Annotated in this window: 15 protein-coding genes; 3 read left to right on the top strand and 12 right to left on the bottom strand. The window is 64.7% G+C overall.

The window, feature by feature from the left end; all coding sequences use genetic code 11:
• Window position 1 precedes the first annotated feature (1 nt).
• From nusG to AC1ROB_RS19740, 3 genes are all read right to left on the bottom strand, one after another.
• The gene (gene nusG, locus AC1ROB_RS19750; protein ID WP_492969395.1) at window positions 2-499 is read right to left on the bottom strand and encodes a transcription termination/antitermination protein NusG; all 498 of its coding nucleotides are present in this window, start codon (window positions 497-499) and stop codon (window positions 2-4) included.
• Window positions 496-1,161, bottom strand: a complete 666-nt coding sequence (locus AC1ROB_RS19745) for a hypothetical protein (protein WP_492969396.1) — start codon at window positions 1,159-1,161, stop codon at window positions 496-498. Before AC1ROB_RS19745 ends, nusG begins: the two co-directional genes overlap by 4 nt.
• A 67-nt stretch (window positions 1,162-1,228) precedes the next feature.
• A complete protein-coding gene (locus AC1ROB_RS19740) occupies window positions 1,229-2,536 on the bottom strand; it encodes an amidase (protein WP_492969397.1) in 1,308 nt (435 codons plus the stop codon).
• A gap of 95 nt (window positions 2,537-2,631) precedes the next feature.
• Here AC1ROB_RS19740 and AC1ROB_RS19735 point away from each other — a divergent pair, with 95 nt between their 5' ends.
• Window positions 2,632-4,386 (top strand): glucan ABC transporter ATP-binding protein/ permease, encoded by a 1,755-nt coding sequence (locus tag AC1ROB_RS19735; protein WP_492969398.1) that lies wholly within the window; start codon window positions 2,632-2,634, stop codon window positions 4,384-4,386.
• A 16-nt stretch (window positions 4,387-4,402) separates the two neighbouring features.
• Window positions 4,403-4,840 (top strand): hypothetical protein, encoded by a 438-nt coding sequence (locus AC1ROB_RS19730; RefSeq protein ID WP_492969399.1) that lies wholly within the window; start codon window positions 4,403-4,405, stop codon window positions 4,838-4,840.
• A 4-nt stretch (window positions 4,841-4,844) separates the two neighbouring features.
• Here the strand turns inward: AC1ROB_RS19730 and AC1ROB_RS19725 are convergent, their stop codons facing one another.
• The 9 genes from AC1ROB_RS19725 to AC1ROB_RS19685 form a co-directional block, all read right to left on the bottom strand.
• Complete coding sequence (locus AC1ROB_RS19725) at window positions 4,845-5,159, bottom strand: hypothetical protein (protein WP_492969400.1); 315 nt, start codon at window positions 5,157-5,159, stop codon at window positions 4,845-4,847.
• A gap of 174 nt (window positions 5,160-5,333) precedes the next feature.
• Window positions 5,334-7,010, bottom strand: a complete 1,677-nt coding sequence (hutU, locus tag AC1ROB_RS19720) for a urocanate hydratase (RefSeq protein ID WP_492969401.1) — start codon at window positions 7,008-7,010, stop codon at window positions 5,334-5,336.
• Window positions 7,011-7,023: 13 nt separating this feature from the next.
• Window positions 7,024-7,791: a histidine utilization transcriptional repressor HutC gene (gene hutC, locus AC1ROB_RS19715; RefSeq protein ID WP_492969402.1), complete on the bottom strand. Its 768-nt coding sequence runs from the start codon at window positions 7,789-7,791 to the stop codon at window positions 7,024-7,026.
• 105 nt (window positions 7,792-7,896) lie between these two features.
• Window positions 7,897-9,285, bottom strand: coding sequence for an amidase (locus AC1ROB_RS19710; protein WP_492969403.1), 1,389 nt, complete (start codon window positions 9,283-9,285; stop codon window positions 7,897-7,899).
• A gap of 40 nt (window positions 9,286-9,325) precedes the next feature.
• Window positions 9,326-10,612, bottom strand: coding sequence for a M20 family metallopeptidase (locus AC1ROB_RS19705; RefSeq protein ID WP_492969404.1), 1,287 nt, complete (start codon window positions 10,610-10,612; stop codon window positions 9,326-9,328).
• A gap of 44 nt (window positions 10,613-10,656) precedes the next feature.
• Window positions 10,657-12,270 (bottom strand): ABC transporter ATP-binding protein, encoded by a 1,614-nt coding sequence (locus AC1ROB_RS19700; protein WP_492969405.1) that lies wholly within the window; start codon window positions 12,268-12,270, stop codon window positions 10,657-10,659.
• Between the two features lie 16 nt (window positions 12,271-12,286).
• Window positions 12,287-13,129 carry an ABC transporter permease gene (locus AC1ROB_RS19695; protein WP_492969406.1) on the bottom strand — a complete coding sequence of 281 codons (843 nt, stop codon included), beginning with the start codon at window positions 13,127-13,129 and terminating at the stop codon, window positions 12,287-12,289.
• Window positions 13,129-14,070 (bottom strand): ABC transporter permease, encoded by a 942-nt coding sequence (locus AC1ROB_RS19690; protein ID WP_492969408.1) that lies wholly within the window; start codon window positions 14,068-14,070, stop codon window positions 13,129-13,131. The genes AC1ROB_RS19695 and AC1ROB_RS19690 overlap by 1 nt, the downstream gene beginning before the upstream one ends.
• Window positions 14,071-14,108: 38 nt before the next feature.
• Window positions 14,109-15,710: an ABC transporter substrate-binding protein gene (locus tag AC1ROB_RS19685; protein WP_492969409.1), complete on the bottom strand. Its 1,602-nt coding sequence runs from the start codon at window positions 15,708-15,710 to the stop codon at window positions 14,109-14,111.
• A gap of 221 nt (window positions 15,711-15,931) precedes the next feature.
• Between AC1ROB_RS19685 and AC1ROB_RS19680 the strand changes: the two genes are divergently transcribed.
• A complete protein-coding gene (locus tag AC1ROB_RS19680; protein WP_492969410.1) occupies window positions 15,932-17,398 on the top strand; it encodes a M81 family metallopeptidase in 1,467 nt (488 codons plus the stop codon).
• Window positions 17,399-17,421 lie beyond the last annotated feature (23 nt).

Here is a 17,421-nt window from a genome sequence, read left to right as displayed (position 1 = left end):
ATCAGGCGGCTTCGATCTGGCGGAGCGGCATTTTGGTCCGAACCATCCGCCCCATGAGGGATATCAACAGGATAGCCCGGTTGCCGTCGACGGTTTCCTCGAACAGGGCCTGGGTGTCAGCCATCGGCCCCTCGGTGATGCGCAGGGCCTGTCCGCGCTGGAAGACCGGGCCGTTCAGGCGGATGAAGCCCTTTTCGTCCTCGCGCGACTTGATTTCGGCCATCACGGGATCGGGCACCGGCAGGGGGCGGTCGCCGCTCATCACCAGGCCAATGACGCCGACCGTGCCGTTGACCGAGCGCCAGCGCTGCTGCTGCATGTTGATGCCGGCAAACAGGTAGCGCGGGAACAGCGCCGTGGCCACGATCTCGGTGCGGCCGGCATGACGCCGCAGTTTCTGGTATTGCGGCAGATAGACCTCGAAGCCTTGATTGCGCAGATGCTGCGCCGCCAGGGCTTCCTTGCTGGACTGGGTATAGACCGCGTACCAGGCCATCATGCCGCGCGCTCCTCATCGGCCGCTTCGACCGGCTTGGTCGTCGTCACGTGCAGCAATCGTGGCACCACCAGAAGATCGGTAGCCAGCCGCGGCTGCATCTGGTCATACAGCGCCTGCGGTTTCGCGGAATCGGCGATCACCACGGCTTCCGCGCCCTGGGCCAGGGCGGCATCAAGATCGCGCAGCGCGGGGCGGCCATGGAAGTCGGCGTTACGGCCGGGCGCGATGACGGCGATCACGGTCAGCCCGGCGGCCGAGGCCGACAGCAGGGCGATCTCCGCCAGTTCGCCGCTGCCGGCAATGGCGATGCGCTTCACGCCCTTGGCCGCCAGGGCAACAAAGGCTTCTTCATACTGGGTGCGCGCGCGCCGGAAAAAGGTCAGCGAGGATTCGAGATACTCGGCCACCAGGCGGCCTTTTTCGGCAAAGCCCTTCGGAGTCAGGTAATAGGCATAGCGGCGCGCCGGGGCATTATGGATCTTGATCAGACCCTTGGAGACGCAGCGGCGCAGCAGGGCATTGGCCAGGCCGAGCGCGACATCCAGGCGGACAGCGAGGCTGCGCTGGGTATGCTGCTCCGAGCTGCCCACGGCAGCCAGCAGCGCCACCATGGTGGCGGCGTCCTGTCCGCTATCCTCGGATTTGTCCGGCTTGTCGTTCATGGCGTGAACGATAGCCGGATGCCGGAGGCGGGTCAAACAGAATATAATGTTGATTTATCAGGATGAATCAGCCGGCCATGGCTGTTTCCACCGTAGCCGCCATGCGCAGCAGCCGGCGGTCATGGCCATTCCGGGCCACCAGCATCAGACCCACAGGCAGGCCATCGGCCCGCAGCCGTGCCGGCACCGGCAGGGAAATGGCGCAGAGATCGAAGAAATTGGCCATGCTGGGGTTGCGCAGCAGCAGCAGGTTGGTCGCCGTAAAGGCGGCCTCGTCCTGGGCCAGATCGGCGATCCGGGGAGCGGTGATGGCGGTGGTCGGCAGCACCAGGGCGTCGAGATCCGCCAGCCGGGCATCCATGGTCCGGATCAGGGCGACGCGGCGGCGCTGGGCGAAGACATAGTCCATCGCCGGGATGCTGCGGCCCCGTTCGATGCGACCGCGCACCAGCGGATCGAAATCGGCGGCGCGGCTCTCGAACCAGTCGCGATGGATATGAGCGGCCTCGATGGCGGCGAAAGGCCCCTTGGCCGTTGCCTCCAGCATCGGCGCCAGCAACGCCAGCGGCTGGTCGCTCAAGGCAACGCCGGCCTTGCCGAGCAGGCCGAGCGCGGCCTCGAAGGCGTGGGTCACCTGGTGATCCAGATTCTCCAGCAGCAGGCCGCGCGGAATGCCCAGGCGCAGGCCGGCCAGTGGCGCGGCGTCCAGGGCCGCCGGCATTTCGCCGGCCATCACCGCATCGGCCGCGGCGCAATCGGCAACGCTGCTGCCCATCGGGCCGATGCTGTCGAGCGAGAAGGAGAGCGGGAAGGCGCCCTCGGTGGGCACGCGATACTGGCTGGGCTTGAGGCCGACGATGCCGCACAGCGCCGCCGGGATGCGGGTCGATCCACCGGTATCCGAGCCGATGGTGATCTCGGCCATGCCGTCCGCCACCGAAACCGCGCCGCCCGAGCTGGAGCCGCCGGGGATGCGGGCGCGGTCGGCCGGATTGCCTGGCGTGCCGTAATGCGGATTGATGCCCACGCCGGAGAAGGCGAATTCGGTCATGTTGGTCTTGCCGATGATGACGGCGCCGGCACCGCGCAGGCGGGCGATGGCCGGCGCTTCCGCGGTGGCGGGGCTGGCATCGCGCAGCAGCTTCGAGCCCGCCGTGGTCGGCTCGCCCGGCACGTCGAACAGGTCCTTGATCGAAACGATGCGGCCGTCCAGCGGACCCAGGCTCTGGCCCAGTTTTGCCCGGGCATCCGAGGCGGCAGCCGCCGCGCGGGCCGGTTCGGCATAGGTTTTGGTAAAGACGCGGCTGCCTTCCCCGGCCGGGTCTGCGATGCGGGCGAGACAGGCTTCGAGGCGGGCGGACGCAGGGGCGGTCATCGTCGATTCTCCAGGAGATGCCCGGGCACTATCGCGGATTTGATCCGTTGGGCAAGACCTAGCGATCTTGTTCCGGCCGGCGCATATTTACCCCCATGAGCTTTGTCCATATCTATGCCCGCGTGCTCGGGCTGCTGAAGCCGGAGCGCAAGCTGGCCGTGATGCTGGCGCTCGCCAATATCGGCCTGGCCGGCGTCGGCTTCATCGAGCCGCTGCTGTTTGGCCGCATCATCGACGTGATGTCGAATACGGCGGGCCTGACACCGGACGAGAGCTGGGCCCGGACCATCGAGCTGCTGCTGCTCTGGTGTGCGGCCGGCCTGGGCGGCATTTTCGCCGGCATCCTGGTGGCGCTGCATGCCGACCGTCTGGCGCATCGCCGGCGGCTCGCGACCATGGCATTGTATTTCGAGCATGTGCTCAGCCTGCCGGTCGCGTTCCACAGCGCCACCCATTCCGGCACGCTGCTCAAGATCATGCTCAACGGCGCCGACAACCTGTTCGGCCTGTGGCTCGCCTTCTTCCGCGAGCATCTTTCCACTTTCGTTGCCGTGCTGGCCCTGCTGCCGCTGTCGCTGTACCTGAACTGGCGGCTCGGCCTGCTGCTGATCGGCCTGATCGTGATCTTTGCCCTGGTCAGCGCCATCGTGGTGGCCAAAACCGAGAAGGCCCAGGGCAAGGTCGAGGCCTATCATTCCGAGCTGGCGGCGCGTGCCGGTGACGCGCTCGGCAATGTGGTGCTGGTGCAGAGCTTCGTGCGCCTGGCACTGGAGGGGCGCGAGCTGGCCAATGTGATGGAACGCCTGCTCAAGGCGCAGTTCCCGGTGCTCAACCTCTGGGCGCTGATGACGGTGCTGAGCCGCATGGCGGCCACTATCACCATCATCTCGATCTTCGTGCTCGGCAGCTGGCTGCATCTGCACGGCAAGACCAGCGTGGGCGAGATCGTCACCTTCATGGGCTTTGCCACCATGCTGATCGGCCGCCTGGAAGCCGCCATGGGCTTTGTCAGCCGCATGTTCTTCCAGATGCATTCGCTGGGCGAGTTCTTCCAGGTGCTGGATACCGCGTCCGCCGTGCATGACGCCCCCGATGCACGCGATGTCGGCAGCCTGAAGGGCGCCGTGGCCTTCGAGCATGTGACGCTGTCCTATGACGACAAGCGCCCGGCCGTGGTGGATGTCAGCTTTGAGATCGAGGCCGGCAAGACCGTAGCCCTGGTTGGCCCGACGGGATCGGGCAAGACCTCGACCATGGCGCTGCTCAGCCGCCTGTGGGATCCGCAGTCCGGCCGCATCACCATCGACGGTATCGATATCCGCAACATGACGCTGGAAAGCCTGCGCCGCAATATCGGCGTGGTGTTCCAGGATTCAGCGGTCTTCCATCGCTCGATTGCCGACAATATCCGGGTCGGACGGCCGGAAGCGAGCGATGCCGAGGTCGAGCAGGCGGCGAAGCTGGCCGAAGCCCATGACTTCATCATGCGGCAGTCGCATGATTACGCCACCATGGTGGGCGAGCGTGGCGTGAACCTGAGCGGTGGTGAACGCCAGCGCCTGTCGATTGCGCGTGCGCTGCTGAAGAATCCGCCGGTGCTGATCCTGGACGAAGCGACTTCAGCGCTGGATGCAGCGACCGAGGCGCGTATTCAGAAGGCGCTGGATGCCCTGATGCAGGGCCGTACCACCTTCATCATCGCCCATCGGCTGGCCACGGTGCGACAGGCCGATCTGATCCTGGTGCTGAAGGACGGTCATGTGGTCGAACGTGGCAGTTTCAACGAGCTGGCGGCCCAGGGCGGCCTGTTCGCTGATCTGGTGCGCACCCAGTTTGCCGGCGCGCATTAGCGCCACCGGAGAGAAGATGGAATACCGGCTATTGCGCCGCGCTCTTCTGGCGATCCTGTTGGCTGGTCTGTTTGCAGGGCCGGCGATCGCGCAGGATTTGTCCGGCAGTTGGTATGGCGAGCGCAAGACCCGTGACGGCCTGTTCGTGCAGTGGCTGTCCGACCGCCGGACGGATGGCTATTTCGCCATCGAGTTCCGGTATTTCAAGGACTGCAAGCTGGAGCATACCGAGCACCAGGTTGGCCGCTGGTCATTCGCAGGCAATATCCTGGCCACCCATGTACATATGCTCGATGGCGCGCGCAGGGATATCCGCCATCGCTATATTGTCGACCGCCTGGAAGGCGACCAGATGCAATATCGCCATGTGGAAACCGGCACGCCGTTCCGGGCTGCCCGGGTGCCGGCTGGTTCCGACTGGCCGGATTGCGAAAGCGCCGAGCTGACGTCCTGACGCGTCAGCGCCAGACGCGGCGCACGCGGTCGGCATCGGCCGGAGCGGTCGGTTCGGCTGCTGCGGGTTTGGGGGCGGCATCGCGAACGGCCTGGCGCTGTTCCCAGGCTTTGCGCAGGGTTTCGTGGCCTTCGATGCTCTGCACCGTCAGTTCGCACTCGGCCGCAATGCTCTGCAGCACCATCTTGTCCAGCTTGGCGTAGTTCTTCATTTTCGCCATCACGCAGTCTTCGCGCTTGGGCGTTACGCCGGGCGTGTAATAGGTGGTATCGGCGCTGCTGCTGCCGGGCCGCAGCGCATAGCCGACATAGCCCAGCACAAGCAGGATCAGAACGACGCCACCGCCGGTGGTGAGGACGCGACGGTTGGACGGATGCAGGATCGCAAGCGGATTAATGGGGAGGCCCTCAACGTTTCGTGCAGCATAGCGCAGAACCGGAGGGCCCCGACAGGTTAAGAATTGCGAACCTTGGGATGATCGCCCTGTTGCCGTTTAATCGGGCAGGAAGGGCAGGTTAAGGCCTTGTTCACGGGCACATTTCACCGCGATGTCATAGCCGGCATCGGCATGGCGCATCACCCCGGTGGCCGGATCGTTCCACAGCACCCGTTCCAGCCGGCGTGCCGCGGCCTCGGTGCCATCGGCGACGATGACCACGCCGGCATGCTGGGAAAAGCCCATGCCGACGCCGCCGCCATGATGCAGCGAGACCCAGGTGGCGCCCGACGCCGTATTCAGCAGGGCGTTCAGCAGGGGCCAGTCGGAGACCGCATCCGAACCATCCTTCATCGCTTCGGTCTCGCGATTGGGACTGGCAACCGAGCCTGAATCCAGGTGATCGCGGCCGATCACGACAGGGCCTTTCAGTTCGCCGTTTTTCACCATCTCGTTGAAGGCGAGGCCGAGGCGGTGGCGTTGCCCCAGGCCGACCCAGCAGATGCGCGCCGGCAGGCCCTGGAAGTGAATGCGCTCGCGCGCCATGTCGAGCCAGGTATGCAGATGAGCATCGTCGGGGATCAGCTCCTTCACCTTGGCATCGGTCTTGTAGATGTCTTCCGGATCGCCCGACAGCGCCACCCAGCGGAACGGCCCGACGCCGCGGCAGAACAGCGGCCGGATATAGGCCGGCACGAAGCCGGGGAAATCGAAGGCTTCCGCCACACCGGTTTCCTTGGCCATCTGGCGGATGTTGTTGCCGTAGTCGAAGGTGGGGATGCCCAGCTTCTGGAAATCCAGCATGGCGCGCACATGGGCGGCCATCGAGGCTTTCGCCGCCTTGACCACGCCCTGCGGATCGGTGGCCTTGGCCTTTTCCCACTGTTCCAGCGTCCAGCCCGCCGGCAGATACCCGTTCAGCGGATCATGGGCGCTGGTCTGGTCGGTAACGGCATCGGGGCGGATGCCGCGCTTCACCATCTCGGGCAGCAATTCGGCGGCATTGCCCAGCAGGCCGATGGAGATCGCCTTGCCGGCTTTCCGGGCGTCTTCCAGCATGACCAGCGCCTGGTCCAGCGTATCGGCGCGGGCATCGACATAGCCGGTGCGCAGTCGCATCTCGATGCGCGAGGGCTGGCATTCGATGGCGATCATCGATGCGCCGGCCATGGTGGCGGCCAGAGCCTGGGCGCCGCCCATGCCGCCGAGGCCGGCAGTGAGAATCCAGCGGCCCTTCAGGTTGCCGCCATAATGCTGGCGGCCCATTTCGACGAAGGTTTCATAGGTGCCCTGCACGATGCCCTGGCTGCCGATATAGATCCACGAGCCGGCCGTCATCTGGCCGTACATCATCAAACCCTTGCGGTCGAGTTCGTGGAAATGCTCCCAGGTGGCCCATTCCGGCACCAGGTTGGAATTGGCCAGCAGCACGCGCGGCGCGTCTTCATGCGTGCGGAACACGCCGACCGGCTTGCCCGACTGGATCAGCAGGGTTTCATCAGGCTTCAGCGTGGTCAGCGCTTTCTGGATCTGGTCGAAGGCCTGCCAGTTGCGGGCGGCGCGGCCGATGCCGCCATAGACCACCAGTTCTTCCGGCTTCTCGGCCACATCGGGATCGAGGTTGTTGCGCAGCATGCGATAGGCCGCCTCGATCTGCCAGTTGCTGGTGTGCAGATCGCTGCCATGGGGGCTGCGGATGACGCGGGTGTTGTCGCGGCGATTGTCGGCAGACATGCGGGCCTCGTGCTTACAGATGGGTGCGCTTCGACGTGCCGTCGGCGCGATAGGAAAAGCGGGTGGCAAAGCGATGGGCATGGCCCGGGTAATACAGCGTCGCCGCCGACACGATCTGCGCGCCGGACCAGGTGCGGCGGCGCAACCTTAGGCAGGGCTCAGCAGCCACCATTTTCAGCAGCTTGCGGATGCGGACATCGGGCATCGTGGCTTCGACGATATGCTCCACTTCCGTGGCGGGCGCCGCCTGCATCAGAAATTCGTTCGGCGTCAGCGCGGTGAAATCGGCGGCCAGGTAGCCTGGCGCCGTGGCCGGATTGACGAAACGGTCCTCCACCTGCAGCGGCACGCCATCGGCCATGTGAACCAGCACGGAATGATAGACGGGGACGCCCGGGCTGAGCCCCAGGTCACGCGCCACTTCGGCAAGGGCCTTTTCGCTTTTCAGCAGCTCGACACGGGCGGTGTGGCGCTGGCCGCGTTCGGCGATTTCCTCGGCGATGTTGCGCAGTTCGACCAGGTTGAAGATCGGGCGCTTTTCGGCAACGAAGGTTCCGGTGCCCTGTACCCGCACCAGCAGGCCTTCATGGGTCAGTTCGCGCAGCGCCCGGTTGACGGTCATGCGGCTGACCTTCAGCTGCTTGACCAGTGCGCTTTCCGACGGCACCTGGTCGCCCGCGCGCCAGTCGCCCGCTTCCAGATGGCGGACGATGAATTCCTTGACCCGGCGATAGCGTGGCGTCGGGCCGTTATGCGCTGCTGCTGAACCTGCCCCGGGCATCCGGTTTTCCCCGCCTAGCCATGGCTGCGGCGGAGTATAGGTTCAATTGTATATACAAGTCCAGTCGGGTCGTGTCCGCCGGCCGGTTCAGGGCTGCGGCCAAGTTCAAGGTTGGGGCCAGGGCCGCAGCGCCGGCCGCATCTGCTCGTAGATATGGGCCATGCGCAGTACGCCGGCATCGTCGAAGCGGCGGCCGACGATCTGCAGGCCGATGGGCAGGCCGTCGGCATCGTAGCCGGCGCAGATCGAGGCGGCCGGCTGTTCCGACATGTTGAAGGGCGCGGTGAAGCGGATATGTTCCGACTTGTATTGCGGGTCGTTGCCGGGCGCGGCTTCCTCGGCATCATAGGCCGTGATCGGCGAGGTCGGCGACAGCACGTAGTCGAAGGGCAGGGTGGCCGCCACGGTGGCCTCGCGCAGGGCAAAGACCTGGCCCAGGCCGCGCATGGCATCCACCGCCGTATAGTCGGCCGCCATCCCGCACCATTTGGCGATATAGGGTAGCACCTTGGCCTGGCGTTCCGGCGACATGGCCGAAAAATCCGTATAGGCGCGCGACTGGAAGAAGGTGTTGAGCCCGTTGGCCATGTCCTGGGTCATGAAGGGTTTCACCGGCTCGACAATGGCGCCGGCAGCTTCGAACAGCTTGGCCGCCCGCAGCACGGCATCCTTCACTGCTGGCTGCACCGGTGTGCCGAGGCCGGCATCCAGCAGCAGGCCGATCTTCAGGCCCTTGGTCTCGCCATCCAGCAGCTTGGGGTAATCCAGTTCCTGATAGGGCAGCGCCATGTAATCGCGGCCATCGGGGAGGGTCAGCACATTCATCAGCATGGCACTGTCCATTACCGTGCGCGTCATCGGTCCGGTGACGCGGCCGAGCGCGGGCGGATTGATCGGGATACGGCCCAGGCTGGGCTTGAGCGCAAAGATGCCGTTATAGGCGGCTGGCAGACGCACCGAACCGCCAATATCGGTGCCGAGCGCCAGCGGGCCATAGCCGGCGGCAATGGCGGCGCCGGCACCGGAGGAGGAACCGGCGGTGTTGCGCTTCAGGTTCCACGGATTGCGCGAGGTGCCGTGCAGGCTGGAGACGCCCGATGCCAGCATGCCGAAATCGGGCATGGTGGTTTTGCCCAGGATGACGCAGCCGGCTTCCTTCACGCGGGCGGCGGGCGGTGCATCCACCGGGCTGGGTGTCAGGATGGCAGCAGCCGTGCCGATCGGCGTCGGCACGCCCTTGGTGGCGATGTTTTCCTTCAGCGTGATCGGCACGCCGTCCAGCGGGCCGAGCGCTTCGCCGTTCTTCCAGCGTTTTTCGGCGGCCTTGGCCTGCGCCAGCGCGCCCTCGGCATCGATGATATACATGGCGTTGATCTTCGGTTCCCAGGCCTCGATGCGCTTGAGCGCGGCCTTGGTCGCCTCCACCGGCGAGAGACTGCCGGTGCGATAGCCCATCCACAGGTCATGGGCGGTCAGGTCATGCAGATCGGTCATGGCGGAGTCCTGTCTTCGCGAGCGGATGGTTTTTTGTGTCTTAAAGCCGATTGAGCCCGCACCAGCGTGCGGTGAACAGCGCCAGCACGGTGGCAACTTCCATCATGCTGTCGATCGATACCCATTCATCGATGCCGTGGATATTGGCGGCCTTCGCGCCATAGCAGGTGGCCGGGATGTTGCCGTAGAGATTGAAGAAGCGGGCATCGGTGGTGCCGGTGAAGGCGTTGAACTCGACCTCGCTGCCGGCGACGCTGCGATGGCAGTCGGCCAGCGTGGTGACCATCGGCGTGTTGATGTCGAGCACGAAGCCTTCGGCCTGGAAGCCTTCGTAGATCACCTTGTACTCGATGCTGTTGTTCTGCGGATGCTGGCGATGGGCCTCGGCGAGCAGGGTTTCCACCGTCTCGCGCACTTCCGTCGGCGTGATGCCGGGATAGAAGCCGAGCCGGATATCGGCACGGCAAGCCGTCGGCACCGAGGAGGCCCATTCGCCGCCCTGGATCTTGCCGAGGTTGAAATTCACCGGATGCTCATGGGCGTGGTATTCCGCATGGCGGCCGTCCGGCGCATTCCACTTATGCTCCAGTTTCTTCAGTTCGCCGAACATGTAGAGGGCGAAATCGATGGCGGCGACGCCGGTATGGGCCACCGAGGCATGCACCGGCTTGCCCGCCACTTCCAGCGCCAGCCACATGACGCCCATCTGCGCATGCATGATGCCGTTGAAGGGTTCCGGGATGATCGCGGCATCGGCGCGATAGCCCTGCACCAGACAGGCGAGCGCGCCATTGCCGGTGCATTCCTCTTCGACGACAGATTGCAGGATCACGTTGGCGGCGGGCTCGACGCCCAGCTTTTTCAGGGCCTTCATGGCGACGATATAGGCGACGATCCCCGATTTCATGTCGCCGCCGCCGCGGCCATAGAGTTTGTCGCCGTCCACCCAGGGCTCGAAGGGCGGTCGGGTCCACAGTGCCTCGGCGCCGACGGGCACCACATCGATATGGCCGTTGAAGATCAGCGATTTGCCTTTGGTGCCATGGCGGGGCTCATGCACGCCGACGATGTTGTGGCGCCCGTCGTAAGACACGATGGAGGGCGAGTAGCCCGGATGGTCCTTGATCTTTGCCTCGTCGATGGCGAATTCATCCACCCGCAGGCCCATAGTCTCGAAATGGCCGCGCACCAGGGCCTGGGCCCCGGCCTCATCGCCCAGCAGGGAGGGTTCAGCCACCAGATCGGACAGGATCTGCACGGCCTCGTCGCGCAGGGACTGCACGGCATCGGCCAGATCGGCAGTCCGGGTATCGGCCAGCGTGGTCATCGTATCCTCCCCTGACAGCGTCGCAGTGGATACGGCCGCTGCGGTCAGTTGCTGCGTTCGGCCTCCAGCCAGTCGCGGCCGGGCAGGGCGGCGAACAGCTGCTGGGTGTATTCATGCTGGGGCGCGGCAAACAGCTGCGCCGTCTCGGCGAATTCCACGATCTTGCCGCGCTGCATCACTGCGATGCGGTCGCACAGCCGGGCGGCAACGCGCAGGTCATGGGTGATGAACAGGATGCTGATGCCGAACTGGTCGCGGATGCTTTCCAGCAGGTCGAGCACCTGGGCCTGCACCGAAACGTCGAGCGCCGATACGGCCTCGTCGGCGACCAGGATTTCCGGCTCCATGGCCAGCGCACGGGCGATGGCCAGGCGTTGGCGCTGGCCGCCGGAGAACTGGTGCGGATAGCGTTCCAGCGCATTGACGTCGATGCCGACGATGTTCAGCAGCCGGCGGGCGCGGTCCAAGGCTTCCTTTTTCGAGATGCCATAATTCAGCGGCCCCTCGATCAGCGACTGGCCGACGGTGCGGCGCGGATTGAGCGAGCGATACGGATCCTGGAACACCACCTGGATGCGGCGGCGGTAGGGATGCAGCTTGCGCACGTTCATATGGGCGATATCGGTGCCGTCCAGCAGCACCTTGCCGCCGGTGGGATCGATCAGGCGGGCGACGCAGCGTGCCGCGGTCGATTTGCCCGAGCCGCTTTCGCCGACGATGCCGAGCGTCTGGCCCTTGTAGAGCTGCAGCTGGATGCCATCGACGGCGCGCACCTCGCGGGTGCCCTTGAACATGCTGCGGCTGACATAGAGCTTGCTGAGGTTTTCCGCCGTCAGCACCGGCTCGGCGGTGATCGGCGTCGCCTGCCGGGGTTTCAGCCGTGGCACGGCCTTGATCAACATCTTGGTATAGTCATGCTGCGGTCGGTAGAGCACGTCCTCGGTCTTGCCGCTTTCCACCACCTCGCCGTAGCGCATCACCACCACGCGATCGGCGATATCGGCCACCACGCCGAAGTCATGGGTGATGAACAGCACGCCGGTGCCGCGCTTCTGCTGCAGCTCGCGCAGCAGGGTCAGGATCTGGGCCTGCGTGGTCACGTCCAGGGCGGTGGTCGGCTCGTCGGCGATCAGCAGGGCCGGTTCCAGCGCCAGTGCCATGGCGATCATCACGCGCTGGCGCTGGCCGCCCGAAAGCTGGTGCGGATAGGAATTGAACAGGCGCTCGGGATCGGGCAGATGCACGTCGGCGAACAGCTGCTGCACGCGCTCTTCGCGGCTGACGCCGCGGCCGGTCCAGTGGTGGGCTTTCAGCAGCTCGACCACCTGCTCGCCAACCCGATGCACCGGGTTCAGCGCCGTCATCGGCTCCTGGAAGATCATCGACATGCGGCTGCCGCGCAGGTCGCGCAGGCGCGCCTTGGAGGCTTCACGCAGATTCTCGCCTTCCAGGCGGATTTCGCCGCTGACGATGGGCAGGCTGCCCAGCCCCATCACGGTGCTGGCGGTGACCGATTTGCCTGAGCCGCTTTCGCCGACCAGGCAGACGATCTCGCCGGGCATGACCTCGAAACTGACCCCCTGAACGGCCAGGCCGCGGTCGCCGCCCTTGGGCAGGGCGACGGACAGATTCTTGACGCTGAGGACCGGTGCAGGCATGGCTTCGGGCATTGGTTCAGGCCCCCAGCCGCTTTTTCATGCGCGGATCGAGCGTGTCGCGCAGGCCGTCGCCGAGGATATTGACGGCCAGGATGGTGCAGGCGAGGAAGCTGCCGGGGAACAGGATGATCCAGGGCGCACGCTGAAACACCGAGCGGCCTTCGGCAATGATGTTGCCCCAGGTGGGGATTTCCGGCGGCAGGCCGGCGCCGAGGAAGCTGAGGATCGATTCGGTCAGGATGGCGGAGGCGCAGATATAGGTGCCCTGCACGATCAGCGGCGCGATGGTGTTGGGCAGGATATGCTGGATCAGGATTTTCACCGTCGGCGTACCCAGGCCAACGGCGGCCTCCACATAGGGCTCTTCACGGATCGACAGCACCACGCCGCGGACCAGTCGGGCAACGCGCGGGATTTCCGGAATGACGATGGCGACGATCACGGTGGAAAGCGAGGCGCCGCTCAAACTGACCAGCGCGATGGCCAGCAGGATGCCGGGGATCGCCATCAGGCCGTCCATGGCGCGCATCACCGGCCCGTCGAGCCAGCGGATATAGCCGGCGACCAGGCCGATGGTCAGGCCGATGGAGATCGCGGTGATGGCCACCACGGTGCTGACCAGCAGCGAAACGCGGCCGCCATGCACGACGCGGGTCCAGACATCGCGGCCCAGCATGTCGGTGCCCATCATGAATTCGCCCGACGGCATCCGCAGGCGGAAGCGCGGCGCGATCTGGCTGGGATCGAATGGCGTGAGCAGGGGCGCCAGCAGTGCGACGATCAGCAGAACGACCAGGATGCCGCCGCCGATCAGCACGGACGGATTGCGGAAGGCCGGGTGATGGAGAAGGCGCGGCATCAGTACCTGATTCTGGGATCGAGCAGCACATAGGCGATATCGATCGCCAGGTTGATCAGCACATAGATGCCGGAGAACAGCAGGATCACGCCCTGGATGATCGGGTAATCGCGGGCCAGCACGGCATCCACCACCAGGCGGCCGATGCCGGGGATGTTGAACACGGTTTCGGTGATCACCACGCCGCCGATCAGCAGCGCGAAGCCGATGCCGATCACCGAGACGATCGGGATGGCGGCATTGCGCAGCGCATGCTTCACCAGCACCACATGATCCTTCAGGCCCTTGGCATGGGCGGTGCGGATGTAATCCTCGCCCAGCACGTCCAGCATGGCGGCGCGGGTGATGCGGGCGAACAGCGCGATATAGATGAAGCTGAGCGCGACGGTGGGCAGGGCGATGCGGGCCAGGAAGCCCGGCAGGCCGTCGCGCAGGCTCGAGAAGCCCTGCACCGGCAGGAGATCGAGTTTCATCGAGAAGATGAAGATCAGCACATAGCCCAGCACGAAGACCGGGATGGAAAAACCGGCCACCGAGACGGCCATGATGCCGCGATCCAGCCAGCTACCCTGTTTCCAGGCGGCGAGAATGCCCGTCGGCACGGCGACGATGATGGCAAACAGCAGTGTGCACAGCGCCAGCGACAGGGTCGGCTCGACGCGCTGGCCGATCAGGGTGGTGACCGGCTGCTTGGAAAAGACCGAATGGCCCAGATTGCCCTGCACCAGCTGACCGATCCAGGTGACAAACTGCTCCGGGATCGGGCGGTCGAGGCCAAGATCGCTGCGGATGGCCGCGATCATGTCCGGGGTGGCGGTGTCGCCGGCCAGGATCGCCGCCGGATCGCCCGGGCTCAGGCGCAGCAGAAGGAAAACGAAAATGGCCACCACCCCCATGACGGGGATGGCGGCCACCAGACGTGAAAGAATCAGACGAAGCATGGAAAAACGCTACGCAACAACTATGCCATGCTTGGAGATTACTTCTTTTCGACGTTCCACAGGGCAAGCGCCGGAGTCTGCAGCGTGCCTTCGACGTTTTTCCGCATGGCGCTGACCTGGTGGTATTCGCCCAGCGGGATGTAGATGACCTGCTCGTAGGCGCGCTTCTGCACGGCTTCGGCCAGGGCCTTCTGCTTCGCCGGATCGGTCTCGCGGGCATAGGCGTCGCGCAGCTTCTCGATCTCGGCATCTTCAGTCCAGCCGAAGAAGCCGCCGACCTTGCCCAGACCCTTCACGCCGGCATTGGCGATCGGGTTCATCATGTCGGCAGTGCCCCAGGCGGTATGGAAGATATGCCAGCCGCCCTGATCGATCGGGTCCATCTTGGCGCGGCGGCCCACCAGGGTCTGCCAGTCCATCGACTGCATGTCGATGTTCATGCCGATCGACTTCAGTGCCGCGGTGGTTACCAGCGGCAGCTGGTTGATGCTGTTCAGGTCGGTCGGGGCCATGATGACGATCTTCTCGCCCTTGTAGCCGCTCTCGGCCAGCATCTTCTTGGCGAGCGCCATATCGGGCTTCTTGACGCCGACGGCGCCGGCATCGGTCTTCAGCGGGGTCGAGCAGCCGAAGAAGGCGCCGCAGACGTTATAATACTCGGGATCGCCGATCTGCGCCGCCAGGTAGTCTTCCTGGTAGACGGCATGCAGGATCGCCTGGCGGACCTTGACGTTGTCCAGCGGCGGCTGCAGCCAGTTCATGCGCAGCATGTAGTTCATGCCGAGCGGCAGCAGGTCCTTGATGACCACGTCTTTCGACTTCTTCAGCTCCGGCAGCAGGTCATAGGAGGCCTGCTCGATCATGTCGATTTCGCCCTTGAGCAGCGCATTGGTCGAGGTCTGCGCATCGCTCATGGTGATCCACTCGACGCGGTCGACCTTGACGACCTTGCCGCCCGACAGGCTGCTGGCCGGCTCCGAACGCGGCTTGTAGTCGGGGTTCTTTTCGTAGACCACCTTCACGCCGGGCTGGAATTCGGCCTTGACCATGCGGAAGGGACCGGAACCGATTTCATCCGGCACATTCTGGTTGGCCGGGGTATCGGCCATCGCCTTGGGCATGATGAAGGGCACGTTCGAGCTGGGCTTGCCCAGCGAGTCGAGCACCAGGCCGTAGGGCTCCTTGAGGATCAGCTGGAAGGTCTTGTCGTTCACCGCCACCAGTTCCTTGGTGTAGCTGAACAGCTTCTGGCCCATGGCGTCGTTCTTGCCCCAGCGGGTCAGCGAGGCAACCACGTCAGCCGAGGTGACCGGCGCGCCAGTGTGGAATTTCAGGCCGTCGCGCAGGGTGAAGCTGTAGGTCAGCTTGTCGCCGCTGACCTCATATTTGTCGACCATCTGCGGCTTCACGGCCATCTTGTCGTCCACGCTGAACAGCGTGTCGTAGATCATGTAGCCGTGGTTGCGGGAGATGAAGGCGGTGGTGATGATCGGGTCGGTGATGCGCAGGCCGGAATGCGGCACCATCTTGAAGACTTTCTTGTCCTGGGCGGCGGCATCCGTGGCGGCGCCAGCCAGCAGACCCAGTCCGATGCTCAGACCGATGGCGGAAACGAGCATATGGAATTGACGCGAACGCATGGCACTCCCCCTTGTCATTGTTTGACCTCTAATGAAAGCTGACCATGGTATGTGTGTTCCGGTCAAGGGAGTCTTTGCCGATTGTTGAGGCACTCCCGGTAATGCCCTTTCGCTGTGCAGCATGCCTGTTGCCATGGCGGCCTCTGTATAACCAGGAGACATTGGTCCATGACGAAGACTCGTGACGGTTCCGGGATTTGCCGCAAACGGGAGAACGCCTGATGAAAGTCTTCATCGCCTGTCTCGGCACCGAGACCAACACCTTCTCGCCGCTGCCCACGGCCGAGGAAGGCTTCCGGGAATGGATGCTGTACCGCGGCGATGCAACCAAACGGCCGGAAAACCTGTTCTCGGCCCCGTTGCATGTCTGGCGCCGCAATGCCGAGGCCCAGCAGGCCCAGGTGGCGGAAAGCCTCTCGGCCTTCGCCCAGCCGGCCGGAATCACCGTGCGCAAGGTTTACGAGGGCTTCCGCGACGAAATCCTGGACGATCTGAAAGCTGCCATGCCGGTCGACATTGTGCTGTTCAGCATGCATGGCGCCATGGTGGCCGATGGGTATGACGACTGCGAAGGCGACCTGCTGGAACAGGCGCGGCAGATCGTCGGGCCCAAGGCCGCCGTCGGCGCCGAGCTGGATCTGCATTGCTCGATCACGGAAAAGATGCTGCAGAATGCCGATGCGCTGATCACCTTCAAGGAATATCCCCATATCGACAGCAAGGAGCGGGCCCAGGAGCTCTACGATATCCTGCTGGCCAAGCATCAGGGCACGGCGAAGCCGGTGATGGCGGTGTTCGATACCCGCATGATCAACCTGTGGCGCACGCCGCTGGAGCCGATGACCTCCTTTGTCAGCGAAATGAAGGCGCAGGAAGGCAAGGACGGCATCCTTTCCGTCTCCTTTGCCCATGGCTTCCCGATGCAGGACGTGCCCGACGCCACCGCCAAGATGATCGTCATCGCCGATGGCGATGCCGCCAGGGCCGCAGCCACCGCGGAGCGCTTCGGTAAAAAGATCTGGAGCCTGCGCGAACAGACGGCGGCACGGAATCTCAGCATCGATGCGGCGCTGGATCGCGCCACGGCGGCCACGGCGAAGCACCCGGTGGTGCTGGCCGATGTGACCGATAATCCCGGCGGCGGTGCTGCCGGCGATGCCACCTTCATCCTGCGCCGCATCATCGAACGCGGCATCGGGAATGTGGTGAGCGGCCTGTACTGGGATCCGATGGCGGTGCGCTTCTGCCGCGATGCCGGCGAAGGCGCCACCTTCGCATTGCGGCTCGGCGGCAAATGCGGACCGACCTCGGGCGATCCGCTCGATCTGACGGTGACGGTCAAGCGTATCATCACCGATGGCATGCAGCCGGCCCTGAGCGGCGCAGTGCCGATTGGCGATGCAGTCTGGGTGCAGCTGGCGGGCGATATCGATCTGGTGCTGATTTCCACGCGCACGCAGACCTTCCATCCCGGCGCGTTCGAGCAGTTCGGCATCGATGTGAAGGCCAAGGCGATCATCGTGGTGAAATCGACCCAGCATTTCCATGCCGGCTTCGCGCCGATTGCAGGAGAGATCCTGCATGTGGAAGCGCCGGGCGCCATGCGCTCGGACTTCGCCGATATCCCGTTCCAGAAGGTGCGTGGACCCTACTGGCCGCGCGTCGCCGATCCCTTCGCCGCCGAGTAATTTCTAAAAACGGAAGAGTCTCG

Source organism: Ferrovibrio sp. GW821-FHT12F09 (assembly GCF_058806775.1).
Note: the sequence above shows the minus strand (reverse complement) of the source record. Positions and strands in the feature narration are given on the sequence as shown.